Genomic DNA, 21,310 nt, shown 5'->3' with positions numbered 1-21,310 from the left:
AAAAAGATAGATACAAGCGAGGAAATATAGTGCTTGTTCTATCTTTTTTATAGTTAAACTAGATACTCATTAAATTCAAGAAGAATAAAGCTAGTTAACCAAAAAAATATCGCAATGCGAATAATTACATACATAGTAAATTCAAAGGTAGTAAGTTTTCGTTCGCGTTTTATTTTTTTTAGAAATCTAACAGAAAAAACTGAACATAAAAGTAGAACGGCTATAGACATTTTATAAATATTTTCTAACAAACTTACATTTTCTAATAAGTTTTTCAGCATGTTTATCACCTATTCTGTAAAGTAGATTACAGAGAAATAGATCTTGAGCTGTCTAGTTTCGTTTATTTTTTATTTTCCCTGTATCATCAATTTCTACATCAGTTGAAATTGTTTGTAAATATTGAAGAGCTTTTTTCTTTTCTTCCTCATTTACAGGGGAAACTTGGTTGTTGCGAATGATATAAGGATTGAATGACATTTGGACATCCTTTCCTTTAAAAGTTAAAGTTAATACGCCAGTTTCGGCGCTTTTTCCATTCACATAACTTGGGAATAAAAAGTTACCTAATGAGTAAGCGATAGGAACTTTATTATAATACTCAAACCCTTGTAACCAATGTGGATGGCTTCCGACAATCGCGTTAGCTCCTGCTTCAACCATTTTAGGTACATATTGCTTTTGGTATTCTACCGGACGGTTTGATTTTTCAACGCCCCAATGCATATAGACGATTAAATAGTCTGCATCTTGTTTTTGTTCTTTAATTGTTTTTGTTACAAGATTTAAATCATAGCCATTCGCAACGCCAGGTTTATTCTCACGAGCTACCCAATTAGAATCAGGCATAAATCGAACGAAGGAAAGAAATTTAAACTTTTTCCCTTTTACGGTCATTTCTCGTGCTGTATATGCATCTTTTGCATTTTTTCCGGCTCCAATGTAAGGGAACTTTAATTTTTCTACGTGAGAAATCGTATCTAATAATCCATCTTGCCCATAATCAAGTGTGTGGTTATTCCCAATATTTACGATGTCATATCCAGTGTTTTTAATAGCTTGTAGTGTAGATGGATCACTTTTAATCCAAAACAATTGCCCAGGTGCTTTCTTTTCTTTCGTTGTAAATGCCGATTCTAAATTCACAAAAGAAATATCAGCTTTTTTTATTTCTTCTTTTACATGTTGGAATGGATAATCAGCCCCATTCTTTTCAATTATAGGACGTAATTGCCAATCAAACATTGTATCACCAGAGAAGGTGAGTGTGATTTCTTTGTCTTCTATTTTCTTTTCGCTTTTTGAAGCGGTTTTACTAGATTTGTTTTGTAAATCGTGTTTGTCTTTTGCTTTTGAAATAAAAGAGTAATTGATTAATAAAACAATCGGTGTAATGAAAAAGGCTATTAACAAAAATCGTTTTAGTAAAGTTTTCATATATACCTTCCCTTTTAATATTATCCCGCAATTAAATTAACACTGAATCTATTAAAGGTAATTAAAGTTACAAAAAAACAGCGGGTTATGTAGCGGAAAACATTTGTTAATATTCTCAATATTAAGTTAACATATAGATAACCTGTAAATCAATGTACAAACCAAAATATAGAAATAAAGAATTCGAAGGGTGAAGAATGAGAAATGGTTATATTAGGAGCAGTTGTAAATGGGATTTGTATTATATTTGGTACTTTACTTGGTAAATTATTTAGTAGGATTCCAGAAAGTATGAAAGGGACGATAATGCACGCAATCGGTTTAGCGGTTACTGTGCTTGGGCTTCAAATGGCATTAAAAAGTGAAAACTTTCTTGTTGTCATACTGAGTTTAGTGATTGGTACGGTAATTGGAGAATGGTTACAATTAGAAGAAAAGTTAAAACATTTAGGGGATTGGCTAGAAAATAAAGTTGGATCGAAGGGGAAAGGAAGCATATCAGAAGGTTTTGTAACAGCTACTTTAATTTTTGCAATTGGTGCGATGGGGATACTTGGTGCACTTGACAGTGGGATTCGCGGAAATCATAATATTTTATTTACCAAGGCAATTATCGATGGATTTATTTCTATTATATTAACGACAACTCTAGGAATTGGCGTAGTATTTTCGGCGATTCCAGTTGTTTTATATGAAGGTGGTATTGCAGTTTTTGCAACACAAATTAATAGTTTTGTCCCAAAAGAATTAATGAACCAATTTATAGTGGAGATGACGGCTACGGGCGGCATTATGATATCTGCTATCGGATTAAACTTACTCGGATTTATTAAAATTAAAGTGGCAAATTTACTTCCAGGTATATTAGTAGTGGGTGTAATTGTTTCAATTATTTATGGTTACGGTTTGTTAGTAAATTAGTAGAGGGTGGAAACACATATGGAGGAATTTCAATTTACAAAACGTGTGCATAAAATATTGGAGATTGCAGCAGAAGAGAGTGAGTATAACATAATTCACCCGGTCCATCTGTTTATAGGTATGTGTAAAGAAGGTACAGAAGTTTGCGCTGAGTTATATATGTATTTGTTTCATAAAGTCGGTCCAGATTTTTCAGAAAAACTTTCGTTACGAAAACGATTCGATTTACATAATCAAGAGTATAAAAAAATAGGGCAATATAAACTATCTTATAAGGCGATAGAAATTTTACAAATAGCGAAGAAACGTATGGAACGCTTTCAGCAAGTAGTAATCAATGAAGGACATATTATGTATGCGTTATTTCGTGTAGATACAGATATTGGCGAATTTATACATACACAAATGCAAGAAGATATATTACGTATTACAGCTGCACCGAGAGACTTAGCGGTTGATTTAAATAGTTTTAAACCTACTTATAACACATTATTTTGTCATGTAAGAAGAGCTAGTCCTTCTGATTTTGATAAGTTATCACGATTTGTGGCGGCTGAATTTTGTAAACGGTGGTTACAGTCGGTTGATTACGGATTTCGGACATATAATGAAAAGTTACCTATCTATATTGCACAGCAGGAGGAAGTAATAGTTGGTTTCGCCTGTTACGATGTAGTGAGAGGAAAGAAAGGATTGTTTGGTCCAATGGGCATAGCGAAACAAAATCGTGTGAAAGGTGTAGGAAAAGAATTATTGTATCATTGTTTATATAATATGAAGCAAGATGGATATGAATATGCGATTATTGGACAAGCAGGTCCCATTGAGTTTTACGAGAGAAATTGTAATGCTCGTTTAATACCGATAGATAATAAGTAACCAACTTCATATAGAGGAGTTGGTTTTATTATGAAAATGATGTAGAGATGTAGTGGTTTTTACTAGAAAATAGCGGGTTTTGTAGTAAATCTTGCATAAAAAGCAAATTACTAAACTTTTTACAAGAAAGGGTGTAGAATGGGTATCTAAAGAAAGAAGGTGTGAAAATGGCCAGCTGGAAACGAAATTTAATGATTTGTTGGCTAGGTTGTTTTACCACTGCAGCCGGTATGAGTTTAGTAATTCCTTTCTTATCTTTTTATATTGAGGAATTAGGAGTAACTGGCACTTCAAGTATTGCACAGTGGTCGGGACTTGCATTTGGTGTAACATTTTTAATGGGTGCGATCGTATCGCCAATATGGGGAAAGCTTGGTGATATACATGGACGGAAACTGATGCTTATTCGTGCTAGCCTCGGTATGGCAATTATTATGACGCTTATGGGGTTTGTAACGGATGTATATCAATTAGTCGCACTAAGATTTTTAATGGGAGCAGTATCTGGTTTCCTTTCAACCGCAATGACATTTATTGCAGCAGAAACTCCGAAAGAACATTCAGGTTGGGCAATTTCTACAATTTCAACTGGTGGCGTGAGCGGTTCTTTACTTGGTCCATTACTTGGTGGATATTTGTCTGAGTTAATTGGAATGCGTCATGTCTTTCTTGTTACAGGAGCTTTTTTATTCCTTTCCTTTCTCATCGTTTTTTTCTTCTTGCATGAAGAAAATCACTCTGCTCAAGCAAAAAAAACACAGCCGAAAAAAGTATGGACGATGGTCCCAGCGAAGCATTTAATTATTAGTTTATTTGTAACAACATTTATTATTCAACTTGCTAATATGTCAGTTCAACCAATTGTTACATTGTACGTGAAAAATTTAGTAGGTCCTCATACTGCACATATTGAAACAATTGCGGGAGCAGTTATGTCAGCAACAGGATTAGCCGTTATTTTGGCAGCACCAAGACTAGGAAGATTATCAGATCATATCGGTCCTCAAAAAACGTTAGTTGTAGCGTTATTTGCTGCAGGAATTATTTTTATCCCGCAAGCATTTGTAACCTCAGCTTGGCAACTATTAATTCTTCGATTTTTATTAGGTATCGCACAAGCAGGATTATTACCTTCCGTACAAACTCTACTAAAACAACATACACCAACCCATGTTACGGGACGGATATTTGGATATAATCAATCATTTCAGTTTTTAGGAAATATGATTGGTCCAGTGCTCGGGGGACAAATTGCAGCGCATGCAGGCTTCCAATATGTTTTCCTCTCTACATCATCACTATTATTTATTGCGTGTATCTGGGTTTATTTTCATAATAAGAACGAAGAGGTATCAGAGAAACGACATTTGGAAGTTAGTTAACTAAGTGAATGAAAAAGAAAAAGGATGAAGCAGCATGTGCTTCATCCTTTTCTTTAAAATCGAAGACAAAGATAACTTAATGTACCAAGCTCGTAACTACGGTGAATGACTTCACCGCTATTTTCACCACTTCCCATAGCGATAAATAAAGGAACAAAATGTTCTGCTCTTGGTACTGCTAATTGTGCATGAGGAGCATTTTTCTCCCAATTAAACAATGCATCTTTATCGTTATGCTGCATATGTTTAATAATCCAATCATCAAATTCAATTGCCCATTTTTCAGGTGTAGTTTGATTCCATTTCAAAGCTCGTAAGTTATGGACGGTAACACCACTCCCGATTACTAAAATATCTTCTTGTCCGAGTCCTTTAAGTGCTTCTCCAATTTTAAATTGTTCTTTTGCAGAAAGGAATGGATTGACTGATATTTGCACGACAGGAATATTTGCTTCTGGATATATGCGGTGCAGGAGTGTCCATGAACCATGATCTAAACCTCTCGTCATATTATGATGGACTGAAATACCTTTGTTCTTAAATTTTGTTTCTAACATAGATGCAATGCTAGAAGAGCCTTTCGCACGATATTTGATTTCGTATAACTCAGGGGGAAAACCTCCAAAATCATAAATTGTTTCATACTCGTTATCTGATGAGGAAATCGTTAATACTTCACTTTCCCAGTGAGCAGTGAAAATAACAATTGCTTTCGGTTTATATGTTTTTCCAAGTGTTTTTAAAAATCGTGTATAGTCTGTATCTTGAATAGCGAGCATAGGCGAACCATGTGCTAAAAATAATGATGGCATCATAATAGTAGAAACCTCCTAAAAATTATATAGTTACTTTATGTAAGTAACTATATAATTTTATTTTAGGTTCGTCAAGAGATCAGTTTGAAAGCAAGTCTGAAAAATACATCATTTGTCATAATGAAAGCAATTACATATAATATAAAATAAGAAAAGTGAATGGATATTCATTTCTCTTAAAGGTATACATAATAGAGTTGGGAGCTGACGAAATGAATGTACAGGAAAGTTTCGTTACGGCATTGGATGGATCGGAAATTTATTTGCGTAAGTGGTTACCAGAAGGAGATCCGAGAGGAATTATTCAAATTGCACATGGCATGACAGAGCATGCAGGGGTGTATACAGAATTTGTGGATGCTTTATTGGAAGCAGGGTATGGTGTTTATGCGCATGATCATAAAGGACATGGGAAAACAGTAAAAAAAGAAGAAGATTATGGTCATTTTGAACCAAATATAGGGTGGAATCAAGTTGTATCGGATGTTATCTTTGTTTCAGAAAGGATAAAAGAAGAGCAGTCAAGTCCTTTGTTTTTACTTGGACATAGTATGGGTTCTTTTTTATCAAGACGTGCTGTACAACTTAGAGGCGAATTATATGATGGATTTCTGATTTCAGGAACAGGTGGAAATCCAGGGCTTTTAGGAGTTATTGGTCATAAAGTAGCAACAATCGAAATGAAGTTGCGCGGGGCAAAAACGAAAAGTCCAATGTTAAACTTTTTATCTTTCGGAAACTTCAATTCGAACTTTAAGCCAAATCGTACAAAATTTGATTGGTTATCTTCAGATAATAATCAAGTTGATAAATATATTGCGGATCCGTTATGTGGTTTCATTTGTACGACGAGTTTTTACCGAGAATTATTTTCTGGTGTATTAGAAGTAAATAAACTAGAAGAATACAAGAAGACGCCAAAGAATCTTCCAATACATATATTCTCTGGTGATCGTGATCCTGTTGGCGATATGGGGAAAGGTGTAAAAGAAGTATATGAAAACTATAAAAAATGTGGTGTGAAAGACGTGACACTACGTTTATATGAAAATGGTAGACATGAAATGTTTCATGAAGTAAATAAGGATGAAGTATTTAAAGATTTAATTTCGTGGTTAGATGCGCATAATAAATGAGAAAGATAATCCCAAACTGTTTGTAGTTTGAGATTATTTATTTTACAGAAATACGGGCAATAAATTCTTAAATTTACTTTACTTAATAAAAAATAAATCTTATTCTAGAGTCGTTAAAAAAATAAAGAAATATTGTATGAGAGGAAACCTCACTTTTCTGAAGTGAGGTTTTTTGTAGTAACGAAGTAATAGTGAATAAAACTAATTTTAAAAATAATTTAAAATCAAACTATTTATAAAGAAACAGATGCCTGTTCATAATAGTAGTATAATAGTGAATGAGGTGTTAATAGAATGGAAGATAGAACATTAGGTTTATTACTAGATGTTGTTGGTGAATTATTTTCAGATGAAATTTCAATTGCTGTTTCGAATACGAAAGAATATATTTACTATCGGCCAAGTAAACGAATTGATTTAAAGATTAGCGCTGGGGATCCTATAAAGGAAGGAACGATTGCTCATAAAGCGATGGTGATGAATCAAAAAACATCTGAGTTTATGAATCGGGATGTTTTTGGTATTCCTTATCATGGAATGGCTGTACCATTTTCAAACAATGGAAAGCTTGAAGGGTGCGTAACGGCAATTTATCCAGCTTTAACGGATGGAAAGTCAGTCGTTACTTTAAAAACAACAGATGGCTGGATTCCAGTTCCTTTTTCAAAGGTTATGTATTTAGAGGCTAAAGATAAAAAGACGTATGTGAATTCAGAAGAGTTATCAGGAACACATAAATACTCTCTGCAAGAATTCGAATACTTGCTTCCTAAAGATTCATTTATTAGATGTCACCGTTCGTTTATTGTAAATGTTAATCATATTAAAGCGATTTATCCTGATACCCATTCTACTTTTGTACTTTCGATGGATAATGGTGAGAGAGTACCAGTTAGTCAATCATACGCTAGTTATTTCCGTAAGCTTCTAGGATTCTAAATTTTTCTGCTTTAGAACCTAAATTTGCTGTTCTGTCTGAATTTTCGTTATTGTATACTAAAATCCCTATTTTGATAGTGTAAATGTGTAAAATAATTATGAATATTCAATGAGAGAGGGATTACATATGGAGAATAATTTAGATAGAATCAGAGATCAACGTCTAAAAGATCGGGTAGTTACACCTGAAGAAGCAGCTTCCTGGATTCAAAGTGGAATGACTTTAGGCTTAAGTGGGTTTACACGTGCAGGTGATGTAAAAGCAGTCCCATTTGCGCTTGTAAACCGAGTTAAGAATGATGAATCTTTTAAAGTAAATGTTTATACTGGGGCTTCTTTAGGCTCGGATGTAGACAAATTATTTGCTGAGGCAGGAATTTTAGGGAAAAGATTACCTTTCCAAGCTGACGCGACGATGCGAAAAGGAATTAATAACGGAGACTTTTTATTTGTGGATCAACACTTATCTCATACAGCAGAGTTACTCCGCGCTGACGTTCTGGATATAGATTTCGCTATTTTGGAAGCGGTTGCGATTACAGAGGACGGAATGATTATTCCAACCACTTCAATTGGAAATTCCTTAGCGTTTTCCTTAAATGCTAAGTCTATTATTATTGAAATGAATATGGCTCAATCCACGCAATTAGAGGGACTACATGATCTATATGAACCAGGTAAACAAGGGGAGAGGCTTCCAATTCCGCTTGTGAAAACAGATGACCGAATTGGAACAATCGGTATTCCAATTGATCCTGAAAAAGTAAAGGGAATTGTGTTTACGAATCAATTGGATTCGCCATCGACAATTGTTCCTCCGGATGAAGAAACGGTCATTATGGCACAGCATTTAATAGAATTCCTTCGAGAAGAAGTTAAAATAGGGCGATTAACAAATCGTTTAGCGCCGTTACAATCAGGAATTGGTTCAGTTGCTAACGCAGTATTGCATGGAATGTTAGATTCAGAATTTGAAGATTTAGAAGTGTATTCTGAAGTTTTACAAGATGCAGTTTTTGATCTTATGGATGCTGGAAAAGTCAATTTTGCTTCTTGTTGTTCTATCACGCTTTCTGAAGAGAAAATGCAACAAGTATTTTCTAACTTTGAAAAATATCGTGACAAATTAATGATGCGTCCGCAAGAGATTTCCAATCATCCTGAAATCATTCGTCGCCTTGGATTAATCTCAATTAATACTGCATTAGAATTAGATATATACGGAAATGTTAACTCTACTCACGTTTTAGGTACAAAAATGATGAATGGAATTGGTGGGTCTGGTGATTTTGCAAGAAATGCACGCCTAGCTATCTTTGTTACTAAATCGATTGCGAAAGGTGGTAACATTTCAAGTATTGTTCCTTTCGTTTCTCATGTAGACCATACTGAACATGATGTAGATGTTATTGTTACTGAACAGGGGTATGCCGACTTAAGGGGACTTGCGCCAAGAGAAAGAGTGGAACTTATTATTGAGAATTGCGCACATCCAATGTATCGTGATCAACTACGTGCTTATTACGAAGAAGCAAAAACAAGAGGTGGACAAACTCCTCATATTTTAGAAAAAGCTTTTTCTTGGCATACGAATTATGCTAAAAATGGAACAATGCTTGAAGCGGTAGTAGAAACTGTATAGGTTTGTATCGTACGAAATAGTAAAACGAATGAGTGAGTTTGAAGATTAAATTTTAGAAAAAGAGAACACCAACTTTTAGGGATGGTGTTCTTTTTCTTTAAAAAAATTGTACTGGTTATAATAAAGATTTATAAAAATAACCTCTAATTTATGAAAAAAAGGTTTTTTGAAGTGCTTTCCGAATCAATTTAGTAGTTTACATATCGAAGGTGAGGAGAAAGAATCATGAAGATAAGAGAAGCGTTATTAAGTGAAGCAAATGAATTAAGTGAATTCGCACTACAATCAAAAGCAACGTGGGATTATAGTGAAGAATTCATACTTGCTTGTAAGGAAGATTTAACAATTACAGAAGAATACATAAAAAATAATTTTGTATATGTTTTAGAAAACGATAATGCGAAGATTGGTTTTTTCTCATTTTTACGTAATGATAAAGCTCTCGATTTCTTGTACATTCATCCTGATTACAAAGGAAAAGGTTACGGGAAAATACTTTGGGAGTACGTAATAGAAAAAGCCAATGAACTAGGATTAAAAAGTTTTACGATTGATAGTGATCCGAATGCAAAAGGATATTACTTGAAAATGGGGGCACAGTTAATAGGAGAGACACCATCAACTGTCTTTAAGGGTCGTGTACTGCCTCTTTTGAAATATGATGTGTAAAACTATTAATAGTAGGGGAAGATTAGAATGGATGATGTAAAGGAAAAAAGAATATATGAAGCACTAATAAAATCGTGGTCGATTGAAACGAGTTCAAAGTGGACAATTGAAAATCCAGCAAAGGGACAGTGTGGTGTAACGGCTCTAGTCGTTCAAGATATATGTGGAGGGAAAATTATAAAGACAAAAATAGGGGGCGTGTGGCATTTTTATAACTTTATAGATGGGCAGAGGTTTGATTTTACAGAGTCTCAATTCAATGAAAACCTGAATTACTTGGGTGTGGAATCAAATCGGGAAGAAGCATTTGCAGATACAAATAAAAAGCAATATAGCATTTTGAAGGGAAAAATAACGAAAGAATTAAAATTATCTTTTGACTCTTAATCTTTAATAAGTTACTATAATGGTGGTAACTTATTAAAGGGAACTTCATAGAGTTGAAAGGGGAAATACTTTTGAAAACAACTTATGTAAACGCTACAATTGTAACGATGAATGAACAAAACGAAGTGATAGAAAATGGATATATCATTGTAGAAAATGATCAAATTATAGATGTAAAGAGCGGAGAATTCGCTAATGATTTTGAAGTAGATGAAGTAATTGATATGAAAGGAAAGTGGGTTTTACCAGGGCTTGTAAATACACATACACACGTTGTAATGAGTCTCCTAAGAGGTATTGGCGATGATATGTTATTACAGCCGTGGCTTGAGACGAGAATTTGGCCACTGGAAAGTCAATTTACTCCCCAAATTGCGGTCGCTAGTACGGAATTAGGATTACTTGAGATGGTGAAAAGTGGTACAACATCATTCTCTGACATGTTTAATCCAATTGGAGTAGATCAAGACGCAATTATGGAAACGGTATCAAGGAGCGGGATGCGAGCTGCTGTTTCAAGGACTTTATTTAGCTTCGGAACGAAAGACGATGAAAAGAAAGCGATTGAAGAAGCTGAGAAATATGTGAAGCGTTACTATAACGAAAGTGGCATGTTAACTACGATGGTTGCACCACATAGTCCATATACATGTAGTACAGAATTGTTAGAAGAGTGCGCACGGATTGCAGTAGAGAATCAAACGATGGTTCATATCCATCTTTCTGAAACAGAGCGTGAAGTACGTGATATTGAAGCACAATATGGAAAACGTCCAGTAGAATATGCAGCGAGCTGCGGATTGTTTAAACGCCCAACAGTTATTGCACACGGTGTAGTATTAAATGAAGATGAGCGTGCATTTTTAGCAGAAAATGACGTTCGAGTAGCTCATAATCCGAATAGTAATTTAAAACTAGGTTCTGGTATAGCGAATGTAAAAGCGATGCTAGAAGCAGGAATAAAAGTAGGAATTGCAACAGATAGTGTTGCATCTAACAATAATTTAGATATGTTTGAAGAAATGCGCATAGCGACTTTACTACAAAAAGGTATTCACCAAGATGCAACAGCTTTACCAGTTGAAACAGCTCTTACACTTGCGACAAAAGGAGCTGCTGAAGTAATCGGGATGAAACAAACAGGATCACTTGAGATTGGAAAATGTGCTGATTTCATTACGATTGATCCGTCTAATAAGCCTCATTTACAACCAGCGGATGAAGTGTTATCACACCTTGTATATGCTGCTAGTGGAAAAGATATAAGCGATGTAATTATTAACGGAAAACGTGTCGTTTGGAATGGCGAATGTAAAACGTTAGATGAAGAGCGTATTATATTTGAAGCAAGTCGTTATAAACGAGGTTTGCAAAGATAACTAATTATGTGGCAGTTGAAAAAGCTATCCTTTTAAAAGGATAGCTTTTTTCTTGAACGAATAAATATTCAAAAGAATGTCGCATCTTTCTGTTCATATTTCTGCTATAATATATTACGCTTTATAATATTTTATACTTAAGGAGAACAACTCATGAAGCGAAAAAAGAGCCATTTAATGGTAATGGCACTTGTTACATCTTTATTATTAACAGCTTGTAATAATAAAGCGAATAAAAGTGATACAGAGGTTAAAAAACAAGTGTTAAATGTAACAGTATCAGAAGAAATTCCTTCTCTGGACACTGCGAAAACGATGGATGGTACATCAGCACACGTTATGCAAAACATATTTGAAGGGTTATATGTATTAAATGATCAAGATCAGCCTACTCCAGCAGTAGCAAAATCGTTTAAAAGAAGTGAAGATGGTAAGAAATATACATTTAACTTGCGTAAAGATGCAAAATGGTCAAATGGAGATAATGTAACAGCAAATGATTTTATATTTGCATGGAAACGTGCAATTAACCCTGAAACGGCATCTCAATATGCATACATGCTCTTTTATGTGAAAAATGCGAAAGAGATTAATAAGGGAACAATGCCTCTTGATGCACTTGGGGTTAAAGCAATAAATAATTATACGTTAGAAGTTGAACTGGAACAGCCAGTTCCGTATTTTTTACAGTTGTTAGCACTACCTATATACTTACCACAGCATGAATCATTTTTGAAAGAACAAGGAAACAATTATGCATTGGAACCTAGTAATCTCATATATAACGGGCCATTTGTATTAGAAAAATGGAAGCATGAACAAGAGTTTCAATTAAAGAAGAATGCTGCATATTGGGATCGAAAGAAAGTGAAATTAGACGAAATAAACTTTCATATCGTAAAGGATACAATGACAGCTGTAAATTTATATGAAGCCGGAGATTTGGATCGAGTACCTATTAATTCGCAAATTGTAGACAAGTATAGAGGGAATAAGGAATTACATATGTCGAGTGATCCTGGAATTGCCATGCTTCGTTTTAATGAAAAAAATACCGCGTTAGCAAATAAAAAGGTGCGTCAATCTATTTCATTAGCGTTAAATAAAGATGATTTTGTTGCTCACTTTATTAATAACGGAGCAAAACCTGCAAGCGGGCTTGTACCAGTTGGTCATGTAAATGAAGTGACCGGTAAAGATTTTAGAAAAGAAAACGGAGATCTTTCTTCATATGATTTGCAAAATGCGCAAAAGATTTGGAAAGAAGCGAAAAAAGAGCTTGAAGTAGAGCAAGTAAACCTCGAGTTTTTAACGTTTGAACAAGATAATGCAAAACGGATGGCAGAATATATAAAAGGTGATTTAGAAAAGAATTTGCAAGGAATCGCGATACAAATTAAACAACAGCCATTTAAGCAAAAATTACAGTTAGAACAAACAGGTGATTACGATATAACTATGGCAAATTGGGGACCTGACTATAAAGACCCAATTAGTTATTTAGAGTTATTTACGACAGGGAATCCGAATAATAAAATGAATTATTCTAATGTTCATTACGATGAATTAATAAAGAAAGCGAAAACGGATTTTGTACTAGATACGGAAAACCGATGGGAAGCGTTGCGAGAAGCCGAGCAGGTATTATTAGAAGATGCTGCGGTAGCGCCGCTTTATCATATTGGCTCAGCATATGTACAAAAGGATTATGTAAAAGGAATTGAAAAGCATCAATTTGGTGGTATTTATACTTATAAGAATGCTTATATTGCTAATGAATAAATACAAAAAACCTTACTTTTTAAAAGTAAGGTTTTTTACACATGAATTCTATTAAACCGATTTCAATAAAGCGTAAAAATTCGTATCATATGGGACATCATCTTGATACATATAATTTTTTAGAACGCCTTCTTTTTCAAAGCCTAATTTTAATAGTACTTTATTGGAAGCTTCATTTTCAAGAAATACAATTGCTCCAATCCGCTTTAAATGAATCGTATGGAAACCGTATGATATAACCTCAGAAACAGCTTCAGTCGCATATCCTTTTCCCCAGTGTTCAGGCAAAAAGGCATAACTTATATTGGCCCGTTTATGCTCAGAAGACCAATCGTGAAAACCAATGGTACCAATGAGTTCTTTCGTGTCTTTTAATTCGATTCCCCATTTTATACCGCTTCTTGCATTGTAACTCAACTTAAAATTATGAATGATTTGCTTCACTTGATCAATATCTTGTAACGGTTTTTGGCCATAATAGCGCAGTACATTAGTATTAGAAAAGCATTGTAGTATACGCGGTGCATCTTCTTCGGTAAGTTCTCTTAAAATGAGTCGGTCTGTTTTCAATATAGGAAACATGCTTTCACTCCATTTCTTTTGAAACTAGAATGTGTTGTTATTATATAATCTAGTCTGAAAATAAAGATTATTCAAGAGGGGAGTATGGTTTTAATTTATGATAAAATTGATTGTGGAATATATTTCAAAAAGAGGTTTGTATATGGAGAAAAATTCAATTTTAATTGTAGATGATGATCAAGATATTGTTCAATTTATAAAAGTGAATCTAATGCAAGAAGGTTTTAAAGTTTTTAGTGCTCATAACGGAGAAGAGGCTTTAGAAATAATAAATAATAACAGTATTCAACTTGCTATTTTGGATATTATGATGCCACAAATGGATGGGATAGAATTGTGTAGAAGGATTAGAGAGAAACATAGTTTACCAATTACGTTTTTAAGCGCGAAATCATCGGATGTCGATAAGGTAATTGGATTTAGTACTGGGGCAGATGATTATATTGTGAAGCCGTTCAGTACAATTGAATTTATCGCAAGAGTGAAAGCTCAATTAAGAAGGTATACATATTTCAACCAAAATGCTGTCCAAGTAATGGAAAAGAAAATAAATATTAGAGGTTTAGAAATAGATGAAGCGTCGAGAACTGTAATGTTATATGGAGAAACAATGAATCTTACGAAAACTGAATATGATATTTTACACTTAATGGCAGCCGCAAGGAATCGTGTGTTTACAATTGAAGAAATATATGAGAGCGTTTGGAACGAAAGAGCCTATGAAAGTAATAATACAGTAATGGTTCATATTGCAAGATTGAGAAATAAAATTGAAGAGAATCCAAAAGAACCGAAGTTTATACAAAATGTTTGGGGAGTCGGATATAAAATTGAAGATTAGATCTTTACAGGGTATTAGGGCGAAATTTTTTTTAGCTTTCATATGTAGCATCTTGTTAGCGACTGTAAGTATAATAGTGCTTCAAATTTTAGTTGGAAATATATATAGTCATGTTAATGCGTTAGAGGAAAAATATTCATTTTTATACTTTATAGTTTTTTTGATTTTTACTACGACATACTTTGCATGTATGACAAAAACAATGATGAAAAGATTGTCTGAAATTAATAAGAACGTGAAGGAAATAAGTAATGGTAATTTTGAAGTACATATACCTATTTCAAAAAATGACGAGATTGGTGAATTAGCGACGAATGTAAATAGAATGGCCAAAAGTTTAAAAGAGTCTATCGAGAATGAAAAAAAATCACAGGAAATGAAAAATGAAATGATTAGTAATATTTCTCATGATTTACGAACGCCAGTAACATCTTTAATCGGTTATGCGGACCTGTTAGGAAATAAACTCCATTCGAATGGAGAAGAATGTGAACAGTATGTAAGTATATTAAAGCGAAAAAGTTATGAATTAAAACATCAAGTAGATGATTTATTAGAATACTGTCAAATAAATTATAGAGAGATTGAATTACATAAAGATGAAGTAGATATGAAAGCATTAATTGAACAAATCATGATTGGCTTTGTACCACAATTAGATGATGCTAATATGAGCTTTTATATTAAAAGTGATGAAGTGCTGTATGTAGAAGTTGATGTGGCACTTATAGTGAGACTATTTGAAAATATAATAGGTAATAGTATTATGTATGGAAAAGATGGAAAGGAAATTGCAATTGGAATTTCCAATAAAACAATGAATGTTGAAGTAGAAATTAAAAATTTTGGACAATGTATTCCGGAAGAGGACCTTCCTTACGTTTTTGAGAAATTTTATCGTAGTGAAAAATCACGTAGTTCTTATACTGGTGGGAAAGGAATGGGGCTTGCAATTTCAAAAAGTATAGCCGAGCTCCATCAAGGGGATCTAACTGTACGTAGTAACGATAAAGAAACAGTTTTCACTGTGAAATTACCGCAGTATAAAAAAGTAAGAAAGTCGTAAGTATTTCTTTTATATGTCGTAATTTTTACTTTGTATCATTGAGAAAAAGGATATGAGAGTAGGGATGCGACATGTGGAAGAAATTTTTATTAGTGATTATAGTTTCTTTTTTAATTATAAGTTGGATCTTAGTTTATGTAGCTAATGGTGTTACATCAGTTTTTGTTTGGTGGAGTATTCAGGCTTTTAGTTTTATTTCAGTTTTCCTCTTGGTAGGATCAGTAATAATATTTTTTTGGAAAGGCATTTTTAGAAAGCGGATAGATAGAACGCTATTTTTAATCATTCTGTTTTCTATCATTGGAGCTTGGCCTGTCGGTTGGTTTGCTAATATAGGTAGAATTGCTTACCCAGCAGATATACAATCTATGAGTCCTAAAGCAGTAGTTCGTGTTCCTTTGAATGAACGAGCATTAATAGGCTGGGGCGGTGATCAGTTAGAAACGAACTATCATGTTATAAAGCCAAATGAAAGGTGGGCATATGATATCCTCATTCCACCTGCTGAAGTGAAAAGTAGTAAGTTAGAGGATTACGGAATATATGGAGCGAAAGTAATGGCACCAGCTTCTGGGACGGTTGTATCAATCAATAATGATGAAAAAGATTTAATTCCCGGATTGGATGATTTTCAGTCAATGGCAGGGAATTACATATATTTACGGATAGATGAAACAGAGACATTTTTGATTCTTGCCCACTTAAAGAAAGGGTCCATTAAAGTTAGAGAAGGACAACGTGTAAATGAAGGAGAATTTCTTGCTCAAGTCGGTAACTCAGGAAGTTCAAGTGAGCCACATTTACATATCCATCATCAAAGGCAAAATCCGTCCAAGGTAAGTATGTTTTTTGCGGAAGGATTGCCACTTTACTTTCGAACTGAAAATGGTGTCATGATGCCGGAAAGAGGGACATACATAAGTGGTAACTAGAAGAAAATCATTTCATCCAAAAAGGGTATTCCAAATTAAAATTGGAATACCCTTTTTCATTATCCTACAAATGTTTGATACAGTAAGAAGATATTTAAAATGATAACGAGTGCTGCAATTATCCAAGCGATAAATGTTGTTATACGGTGGTTAACGAGTGCACCCATAATCTTTTTGTTACTTGTAAACATAATAAGTGGTACTAGCGCAAATGCAATACCGAATGATAAGACGACTTGGCTCATGACTAGAGCGTAAGTTGGATTTACACCTAAAGCGATAATAACTAATGGTGGAATCATTGTAATAAATCGGCGTAAGTATAACGGAATATGCATGCGAATGAAACCTTGCATAATAATATCACCCGACATTGTACCGACAGAAGAGCTAGATAGTCCTGCTGATAAAAGTCCAATCCCAAATAATGCAGCCGATACAGGACCTACTAAATTGGTAAATTGAGTGTAAGCAACATCTAAATCTTCAACGTGCAAGCCGTTTTTAAAGAATAGTGCAGCAGCAACAATTAACATACTTGCATTAATTGCTCCAGCAATAACCATTGCAATAATAATATCGATAAATTCGAAACGAAAAATCTTTTTCTTTTGTTCGTCAGTTGTTCCGACCACGCGGCGTTGTGTTAATGCAGAATGCAAGTATATTGCATGTGGCATAACTGTTGCACCTAAAATCCCTGCTGCAAGTAATATACTGTCTACACCTTGGAATTTTGGAATAAATAGTCCTGAAAGAAGGGGACTTAATTCTGGTTTTGCATAAAAAACTTGAATCCCAAAAGCGATTACTACAATGAAAATCATTCCTGTAATAATAGCTTCTAGTGGACGAAATCCTCTACGTTGAAACTCAAGAATAATAAATGATCCGGCTGCAGTAATTAAAGCGGCAGGTAGCATCGGGATTCCAAATAGTAAGTAAAGCCCCAAAGCAGCTCCAATAAATTCCGCTAAATCTGTAGCCATAATAACTAGTTCACCTTGTATCCATAAGCCGATAGACACAGGCTTTGGAAAGTTTTCACGAGCTATTTCGGGTAAATTGTTTCCTGTAGCAATTCCTAATTTAGCTGATAAAGTTTGGATTAATACAGCCATTAAGTTAGAAGCGAGTATAACCCATAATAGTAAATATCCATATTGTGAACCAGCTGCGATATTTGTAGCAAAGTTGCCAGGATCAATATAAGCAACGGACGCGATAAAAGCGGGTCCTAAAAATGGTAACAGTCTTTTCCAGCCTTTTGTTTCTCCACTTAAAGCTAAGTGAGCTGATTGTACAGTTGTACTTTCAGAAGGGAGATGTTCATCTTTTGTTATATCTTTATTCATAGTAGTTTTCCCCTTTAAAATGTTAACTTGATGAAATTATTGTATTTATTCTTACTCATTATTTCAATACATTTTAATATATTATATGGTAATTTCATTTGAACACGAAAGTTTCCTTAATGCAAATTATATGCCTTTATGCAATGGATGGTGTGATAACGTAAAATGAATTGGGAGTTTATGGTGTGATGACGTGGGGAAACATAGTGAATTAAAGGGCTGTTTTTGAAATTTATGTGAACATAAAGCCGATAATACAGCATATTAATTGATGGAATTGCATTTGTATGATATATAATATATTGGGATTACAACATAACCATAGTGTTTTGGTGTGTAATCTTGTTTTTTATTTTTGTTAACTGATAGAAAATAGTATAAAGAAAAGAAAATGGGATTCATTTTCTTATTATATATGTTTTGATATGAACGTTAACTTATACATGATTTAAAAAATTAGATAGGTGGTAGAAATACATTGGCAACTACAAAACCATACAGAGTATTACTATATTACATGTACACAACAATTGAAAACCCAGAAGAATTCGCGGCAGAGCATTTAGCATTTTGTAATTCACTTGAATTAAAAGGAAGAATTCTTGTAGCAAAAGAAGGTATTAACGGAACTTGTTCTGGAACTGTAGAACAAACAGAGAAATACATGGAAGCAATGAACAATGATCCACGTTTCGATGGCATCGTATTTAAAATAGATGAAGCTGATGGTCATGCATTCAAGAAAATGCACGTGCGTCCTCGTCCAGAGTTAGTTACACTTCGTCTAGAAGATGACATTAACCCGCACGAAATAACTGGGAAGTATTTAGAGCCAAAAGATTTTTATGAAGCAATGAAACAAGAAGATACAGTTATCATTGATGCACGAAATGATTATGAATTTGATTTAGGTCACTTCAAAGGTGCGATTAAACCTGATATCGAATCCTTCCGTGAATTACCAGATTGGATTCGTGAAAACAAAGAAGTACTTGAAGGTAAAAAGATTTTAACTTATTGTACAGGCGGAATTCGTTGTGAGAAGTTTTCTGGTTGGTTAGTTCGTGAAGGCTATGAAGATGTAAGTCAGCTTCACGGCGGAATTGTAACGTACGGAAAAGACCCAGAAGTACAAGGTGAGCTTTGGGATGGACAATGTTACGTGTTCGATGAGCGTATCGCTGTACCAGTAAACCAAAAAGAACATGTTATCGTTGGTAAAGACCACTTTACAGGTGAACCTTGTGAGCGCTATGTAAACTGTTCAAATCCAGAATGTAATAAGAAAATTTTATGTTCTGAAGAAAACGAAGCGAAATATTTACGTGCATGTTCTAATGAATGTCGTGTAAGTCCACGTAACCGCTACGTAATACAACATGAATTAACGGAAGAGCAAGTAGCTGCTGCATTAGAGCAAATCGAAGCAGGGAAGTAAACTGAATTCTTATAGTAAAAGGGGTACTCCAAGTTTAATTTTGGAGCACCCTTTTTTTATTATACGGTTCTGTCATTTGTCGGTTTTTGTCGGTAAGTCGATATATCTTAAAAATCGCTGATATATTTCGAGTTGCGCCGATATAATCGGAAAATCGCTGATAAAAATTTCACTTACTGCAGCGCACCAAGAATTTGAAAATAACTTTCTTTAATTTTTATCTTCTTTCTCTTTAACGGCAGAAAGTACAGTTTGTTTTACCCAAGCTTTTCTTCGTTTATGCTGTAAACCCCATTGGTATAAACTTTGGGCTCCTAAAATAAGTGAAATGACAATGCCGCTAATCGCAATTAATAGAGCGAAAAATTCAAGAGGTGACGATATTTTGTTTGAATCGGTGTTTCTTAAAAGGTCAATCATAGTAAACCCTAACATTTGGCCCACTACAGAGTAGAGCGTTAAAATTAATAATAAGAGGCTATCTTTTTTAGAGGCGACATTTTCTTGATATTTAAACAAACTATCAAGATTTTGTTTCGCGTTCGAGTATAGAACCTCAATATTAAAAAGTTTTCTTAAGCGGAAGAAAATATCTTCACTTTGTGATTGGGATACTAATTCTAAAGAAAAATAATTAGCAGTGAACGAATTGATCGAATAAATTAATTTCTCTATTTCATTAGTATCTTGTTCAATGTTTAGCTCAGCATAGGCGTTTGCCATTTTTAATAAAACAATTTTATGGAATAGGTTTAATAATAAAGCGTAATAAAATTCCCCGTACATTTGACTAGCAAGTTTAGCGATTTCGCGTTCTCCTTCATTTGTTACACATGTAAAAATATGTTCTTCCATTATGAAATAACGATTTGGAGCCCATCTCTGGTAAGCGTGTTTTTTTAAATAGTCATGAATGTAAGGAAGGTTATTTGCACTCACATATGGCTTACCATCACTTGTTAATCCGGAAAGACTAGAAGTACGATAAACATCCACTTCATTAAGTTCCATACCTTCTTTTAGTGACAATAAAGTTTGGACGTACATTCTTTGGTCTTCGAAGAAAGGGAAGGTTTGAAAGTATGAACTTCTTAATCTCTTCTTTTCAAAGAAATCAGTTACGCCATGAAATAAATAACCAAAAATGAATTTTTCAACTTGGGAATACTTTTTTCCGTTACATTCAATACAAATAGTCTCATTTGTATCATTTTTAGTTTCAAGTACACGGAAGCGAGCAGCGAATTCGATTGCTTCAGATAAAGTCATGTTTGGAGCAGTGTTTACTTCTGTTCGAATTGTTAAGAAGCCAAGTTCATAAGGACAAAGTGTTACATCAATAGAGTGTATCTTGAATGGGATTGAAATAAGGTTTGTTGTTAAATATCCAGTTAAGTTAAGGTCCTTTGAATAACGTTGCAAGCCCTTTTGATGCTCTGAGTGAGGAAAGAGAATTTTATTTGTAAATGAAAGATAGTATGCTTCCATATTTTGATGTGAAACTTTAAACTCCCCATAATATGTATTTTCATCATAGAGATGATCAAGCCGAAAAGGACGGAAATCGTTTTTTTGTAAGAAAGGGAACATATTTTGTTCATATCCAGCTTTAAAAGAAAACGGGAATATAAATTGAAATATAGCTGTTGCTACATCTTTTTCCTCAATTGCTTGTATTGCCTCCATCTACATTGTTTCCTTTCCATATATGCTATAGAAACAACATGC

Annotated in this window: 20 protein-coding genes; 14 read left to right on the top strand and 6 right to left on the bottom strand. The window is 34.0% G+C overall.

Annotated features, from left to right (window positions below):
- Positions 1 to 53 precede the first annotated feature (53 nt).
- Both ACTFR8_RS05250 and ACTFR8_RS05245 read right to left on the bottom strand, forming a co-directional pair.
- Positions 54 to 281, bottom strand: a complete 228-nt coding sequence (locus tag ACTFR8_RS05250) for a hypothetical protein (protein WP_000916802.1) — start codon at positions 279 to 281, stop codon at positions 54 to 56.
- Positions 282 to 333: 52 nt separating this feature from the next.
- The gene (locus ACTFR8_RS05245; RefSeq protein WP_000854527.1) at positions 334 to 1,437 is read right to left on the bottom strand and encodes a CapA family protein; all 1,104 of its coding nucleotides are present in this window, start codon (positions 1,435 to 1,437) and stop codon (positions 334 to 336) included.
- A 204-nt stretch (positions 1,438 to 1,641) separates the two neighbouring features.
- Here ACTFR8_RS05245 and ACTFR8_RS05240 point away from each other — a divergent pair, with 204 nt between their 5' ends.
- From ACTFR8_RS05240 to ACTFR8_RS05230, 3 genes are all read left to right on the top strand, one after another.
- A complete protein-coding gene (locus ACTFR8_RS05240; protein ID WP_000236035.1) occupies positions 1,642 to 2,358 on the top strand; it encodes a DUF554 domain-containing protein in 717 nt (238 codons plus the stop codon).
- 18 nt (positions 2,359 to 2,376) lie between these two features.
- A complete protein-coding gene (locus ACTFR8_RS05235) occupies positions 2,377 to 3,237 on the top strand; it encodes a GNAT family N-acetyltransferase (RefSeq protein WP_000390846.1) in 861 nt (286 codons plus the stop codon).
- A 167-nt stretch (positions 3,238 to 3,404) separates the two neighbouring features.
- On the top strand, positions 3,405 to 4,619 hold the full coding sequence (locus ACTFR8_RS05230) for a multidrug efflux MFS transporter (RefSeq protein ID WP_000179303.1): 1,215 nt from the start codon (positions 3,405 to 3,407) through the stop codon (positions 4,617 to 4,619).
- A gap of 53 nt (positions 4,620 to 4,672) precedes the next feature.
- Here the strand turns inward: ACTFR8_RS05230 and ACTFR8_RS05225 are convergent, their stop codons facing one another.
- Positions 4,673 to 5,434, bottom strand: coding sequence for a DODA-type extradiol aromatic ring-opening family dioxygenase (locus ACTFR8_RS05225; protein WP_000982922.1), 762 nt, complete (start codon positions 5,432 to 5,434; stop codon positions 4,673 to 4,675).
- Between the two features lie 212 nt (positions 5,435 to 5,646).
- Between ACTFR8_RS05225 and ACTFR8_RS05220 the strand changes: the two genes are divergently transcribed.
- The 7 genes from ACTFR8_RS05220 to ACTFR8_RS05190 all read left to right on the top strand — a co-directional run bounded on the left by ACTFR8_RS05220 (position 5,647) and on the right by ACTFR8_RS05190 (position 13,368).
- Positions 5,647 to 6,570: an alpha/beta hydrolase gene (locus ACTFR8_RS05220; RefSeq protein WP_001102587.1), complete on the top strand. Its 924-nt coding sequence runs from the start codon at positions 5,647 to 5,649 to the stop codon at positions 6,568 to 6,570.
- Positions 6,571 to 6,864: 294 nt separating this feature from the next.
- Positions 6,865 to 7,509 carry a LytTR family DNA-binding domain-containing protein gene (locus tag ACTFR8_RS05215; protein WP_000390207.1) on the top strand — a complete coding sequence of 215 codons (645 nt, stop codon included), beginning with the start codon at positions 6,865 to 6,867 and terminating at the stop codon, positions 7,507 to 7,509.
- 127 nt (positions 7,510 to 7,636) lie between these two features.
- Complete coding sequence (locus tag ACTFR8_RS05210; RefSeq protein WP_000429821.1) at positions 7,637 to 9,151, top strand: acetyl-CoA hydrolase/transferase family protein; 1,515 nt, start codon at positions 7,637 to 7,639, stop codon at positions 9,149 to 9,151.
- A 225-nt stretch (positions 9,152 to 9,376) separates the two neighbouring features.
- The gene (locus ACTFR8_RS05205; protein ID WP_000701894.1) at positions 9,377 to 9,820 is read left to right on the top strand and encodes a GNAT family N-acetyltransferase; all 444 of its coding nucleotides are present in this window, start codon (positions 9,377 to 9,379) and stop codon (positions 9,818 to 9,820) included.
- Positions 9,821 to 9,847: 27 nt separating this feature from the next.
- Positions 9,848 to 10,207 (top strand): YunG family protein, encoded by a 360-nt coding sequence (locus ACTFR8_RS05200; protein WP_000342904.1) that lies wholly within the window; start codon positions 9,848 to 9,850, stop codon positions 10,205 to 10,207.
- Between the two features lie 53 nt (positions 10,208 to 10,260).
- Entirely contained in the window at positions 10,261 to 11,586 is a 1,326-nt protein-coding gene (locus tag ACTFR8_RS05195) for a bifunctional S-methyl-5'-thioadenosine deaminase/S-adenosylhomocysteine deaminase (RefSeq protein ID WP_002004854.1), read from the top strand.
- Positions 11,587 to 11,739: 153 nt separating this feature from the next.
- The gene (locus ACTFR8_RS05190; RefSeq protein ID WP_000823519.1) at positions 11,740 to 13,368 is read left to right on the top strand and encodes a peptide ABC transporter substrate-binding protein; all 1,629 of its coding nucleotides are present in this window, start codon (positions 11,740 to 11,742) and stop codon (positions 13,366 to 13,368) included.
- Positions 13,369 to 13,419: 51 nt separating this feature from the next.
- On the opposite strand, the gene ACTFR8_RS05185 is transcribed toward ACTFR8_RS05190, so the two are convergent.
- Positions 13,420 to 13,950, bottom strand: coding sequence for a GNAT family N-acetyltransferase (locus tag ACTFR8_RS05185; protein ID WP_000483972.1), 531 nt, complete (start codon positions 13,948 to 13,950; stop codon positions 13,420 to 13,422).
- Between the two features lie 142 nt (positions 13,951 to 14,092).
- On the opposite strand from ACTFR8_RS05185, the gene ACTFR8_RS05180 reads away from it, so the two are divergent.
- The 3 genes from ACTFR8_RS05180 (at position 14,093) to ACTFR8_RS05170 (ending at position 16,789) form a co-directional block, all read left to right on the top strand.
- A complete protein-coding gene (locus tag ACTFR8_RS05180) occupies positions 14,093 to 14,791 on the top strand; it encodes a response regulator transcription factor (protein WP_000414527.1) in 699 nt (232 codons plus the stop codon).
- Complete coding sequence (locus ACTFR8_RS05175) at positions 14,757 to 15,857, top strand: HAMP domain-containing sensor histidine kinase (protein WP_114160070.1); 1,101 nt, start codon at positions 14,757 to 14,759, stop codon at positions 15,855 to 15,857. Before ACTFR8_RS05180 ends, ACTFR8_RS05175 begins: the two co-directional genes overlap by 35 nt.
- Positions 15,858 to 15,928: 71 nt before the next feature.
- Positions 15,929 to 16,789, top strand: a complete 861-nt coding sequence (locus ACTFR8_RS05170) for a M23 family metallopeptidase (protein WP_000265535.1) — start codon at positions 15,929 to 15,931, stop codon at positions 16,787 to 16,789.
- A 59-nt stretch (positions 16,790 to 16,848) separates the two neighbouring features.
- Here ACTFR8_RS05170 and ACTFR8_RS05165 read toward each other — a convergent pair whose 3' ends face one another.
- Positions 16,849 to 18,144, bottom strand: coding sequence for an Nramp family divalent metal transporter (locus ACTFR8_RS05165; protein WP_001030677.1), 1,296 nt, complete (start codon positions 18,142 to 18,144; stop codon positions 16,849 to 16,851).
- 478 nt (positions 18,145 to 18,622) lie between these two features.
- Between ACTFR8_RS05165 and trhO the strand changes: the two genes are divergently transcribed.
- On the top strand, positions 18,623 to 19,582 hold the full coding sequence (gene trhO, locus ACTFR8_RS05160) for an oxygen-dependent tRNA uridine(34) hydroxylase TrhO (protein ID WP_000246218.1): 960 nt from the start codon (positions 18,623 to 18,625) through the stop codon (positions 19,580 to 19,582).
- A 210-nt stretch (positions 19,583 to 19,792) separates the two neighbouring features.
- On the opposite strand, the gene ACTFR8_RS05155 is transcribed toward trhO, so the two are convergent.
- Entirely contained in the window at positions 19,793 to 21,268 is a 1,476-nt protein-coding gene (locus ACTFR8_RS05155) for a hypothetical protein (protein ID WP_000387425.1), read from the bottom strand.
- Positions 21,269 to 21,310 lie beyond the last annotated feature (42 nt).

The sequence above is a fragment of the Bacillus cereus group sp. MYBK15-3 genome, from assembly GCF_051916765.1.
In the GTDB taxonomy this organism is placed as follows: domain Bacteria; phylum Bacillota; class Bacilli; order Bacillales; family Bacillaceae_G; genus Bacillus_A; species Bacillus_A cereus.
This window is presented reverse-complemented; position numbering and strand designations above follow the sequence as displayed.

Excerpts from the sequence above, each read along its gene's own strand:
- ACTFR8_RS05250 (WP_000916802.1), bottom strand. The coding sequence starts at position 281 with ATGCTGAAAAACTTATTAGAAAATGTAAGTTTGTTAGAAAATATTTAT.
- ACTFR8_RS05245 (WP_000854527.1), bottom strand. The coding sequence starts at position 1,437 with ATGAAAACTTTACTAAAACGATTTTTGTTAATAGCCTTTTTCATTACA.
- ACTFR8_RS05240 (WP_000236035.1), top strand. The coding sequence starts at position 1,642 with ATGGTTATATTAGGAGCAGTTGTAAATGGGATTTGTATTATATTTGGT.
- ACTFR8_RS05235 (WP_000390846.1), top strand. The coding sequence starts at position 2,377 with ATGGAGGAATTTCAATTTACAAAACGTGTGCATAAAATATTGGAGATT.
- ACTFR8_RS05230 (WP_000179303.1), top strand. The coding sequence starts at position 3,405 with ATGGCCAGCTGGAAACGAAATTTAATGATTTGTTGGCTAGGTTGTTTT.
- ACTFR8_RS05225 (WP_000982922.1), bottom strand. The coding sequence starts at position 5,434 with ATGATGCCATCATTATTTTTAGCACATGGTTCGCCTATGCTCGCTATT.
- ACTFR8_RS05220 (WP_001102587.1), top strand. The coding sequence starts at position 5,647 with ATGAATGTACAGGAAAGTTTCGTTACGGCATTGGATGGATCGGAAATT.
- ACTFR8_RS05215 (WP_000390207.1), top strand. The coding sequence starts at position 6,865 with ATGGAAGATAGAACATTAGGTTTATTACTAGATGTTGTTGGTGAATTA.
- ACTFR8_RS05210 (WP_000429821.1), top strand. The coding sequence starts at position 7,637 with ATGGAGAATAATTTAGATAGAATCAGAGATCAACGTCTAAAAGATCGG.
- ACTFR8_RS05205 (WP_000701894.1), top strand. The coding sequence starts at position 9,377 with ATGAAGATAAGAGAAGCGTTATTAAGTGAAGCAAATGAATTAAGTGAA.
- ACTFR8_RS05200 (WP_000342904.1), top strand. The coding sequence starts at position 9,848 with ATGGATGATGTAAAGGAAAAAAGAATATATGAAGCACTAATAAAATCG.
- ACTFR8_RS05190 (WP_000823519.1), top strand. The coding sequence starts at position 11,740 with ATGAAGCGAAAAAAGAGCCATTTAATGGTAATGGCACTTGTTACATCT.
- ACTFR8_RS05185 (WP_000483972.1), bottom strand. The coding sequence starts at position 13,950 with ATGTTTCCTATATTGAAAACAGACCGACTCATTTTAAGAGAACTTACC.
- ACTFR8_RS05180 (WP_000414527.1), top strand. The coding sequence starts at position 14,093 with ATGGAGAAAAATTCAATTTTAATTGTAGATGATGATCAAGATATTGTT.
- ACTFR8_RS05175 (WP_114160070.1), top strand. The coding sequence starts at position 14,757 with ATGTTTGGGGAGTCGGATATAAAATTGAAGATTAGATCTTTACAGGGT.
- ACTFR8_RS05170 (WP_000265535.1), top strand. The coding sequence starts at position 15,929 with ATGTGGAAGAAATTTTTATTAGTGATTATAGTTTCTTTTTTAATTATA.
- ACTFR8_RS05165 (WP_001030677.1), bottom strand. The coding sequence starts at position 18,144 with ATGAATAAAGATATAACAAAAGATGAACATCTCCCTTCTGAAAGTACA.
- ACTFR8_RS05155 (WP_000387425.1), bottom strand. The coding sequence starts at position 21,268 with ATGGAGGCAATACAAGCAATTGAGGAAAAAGATGTAGCAACAGCTATA.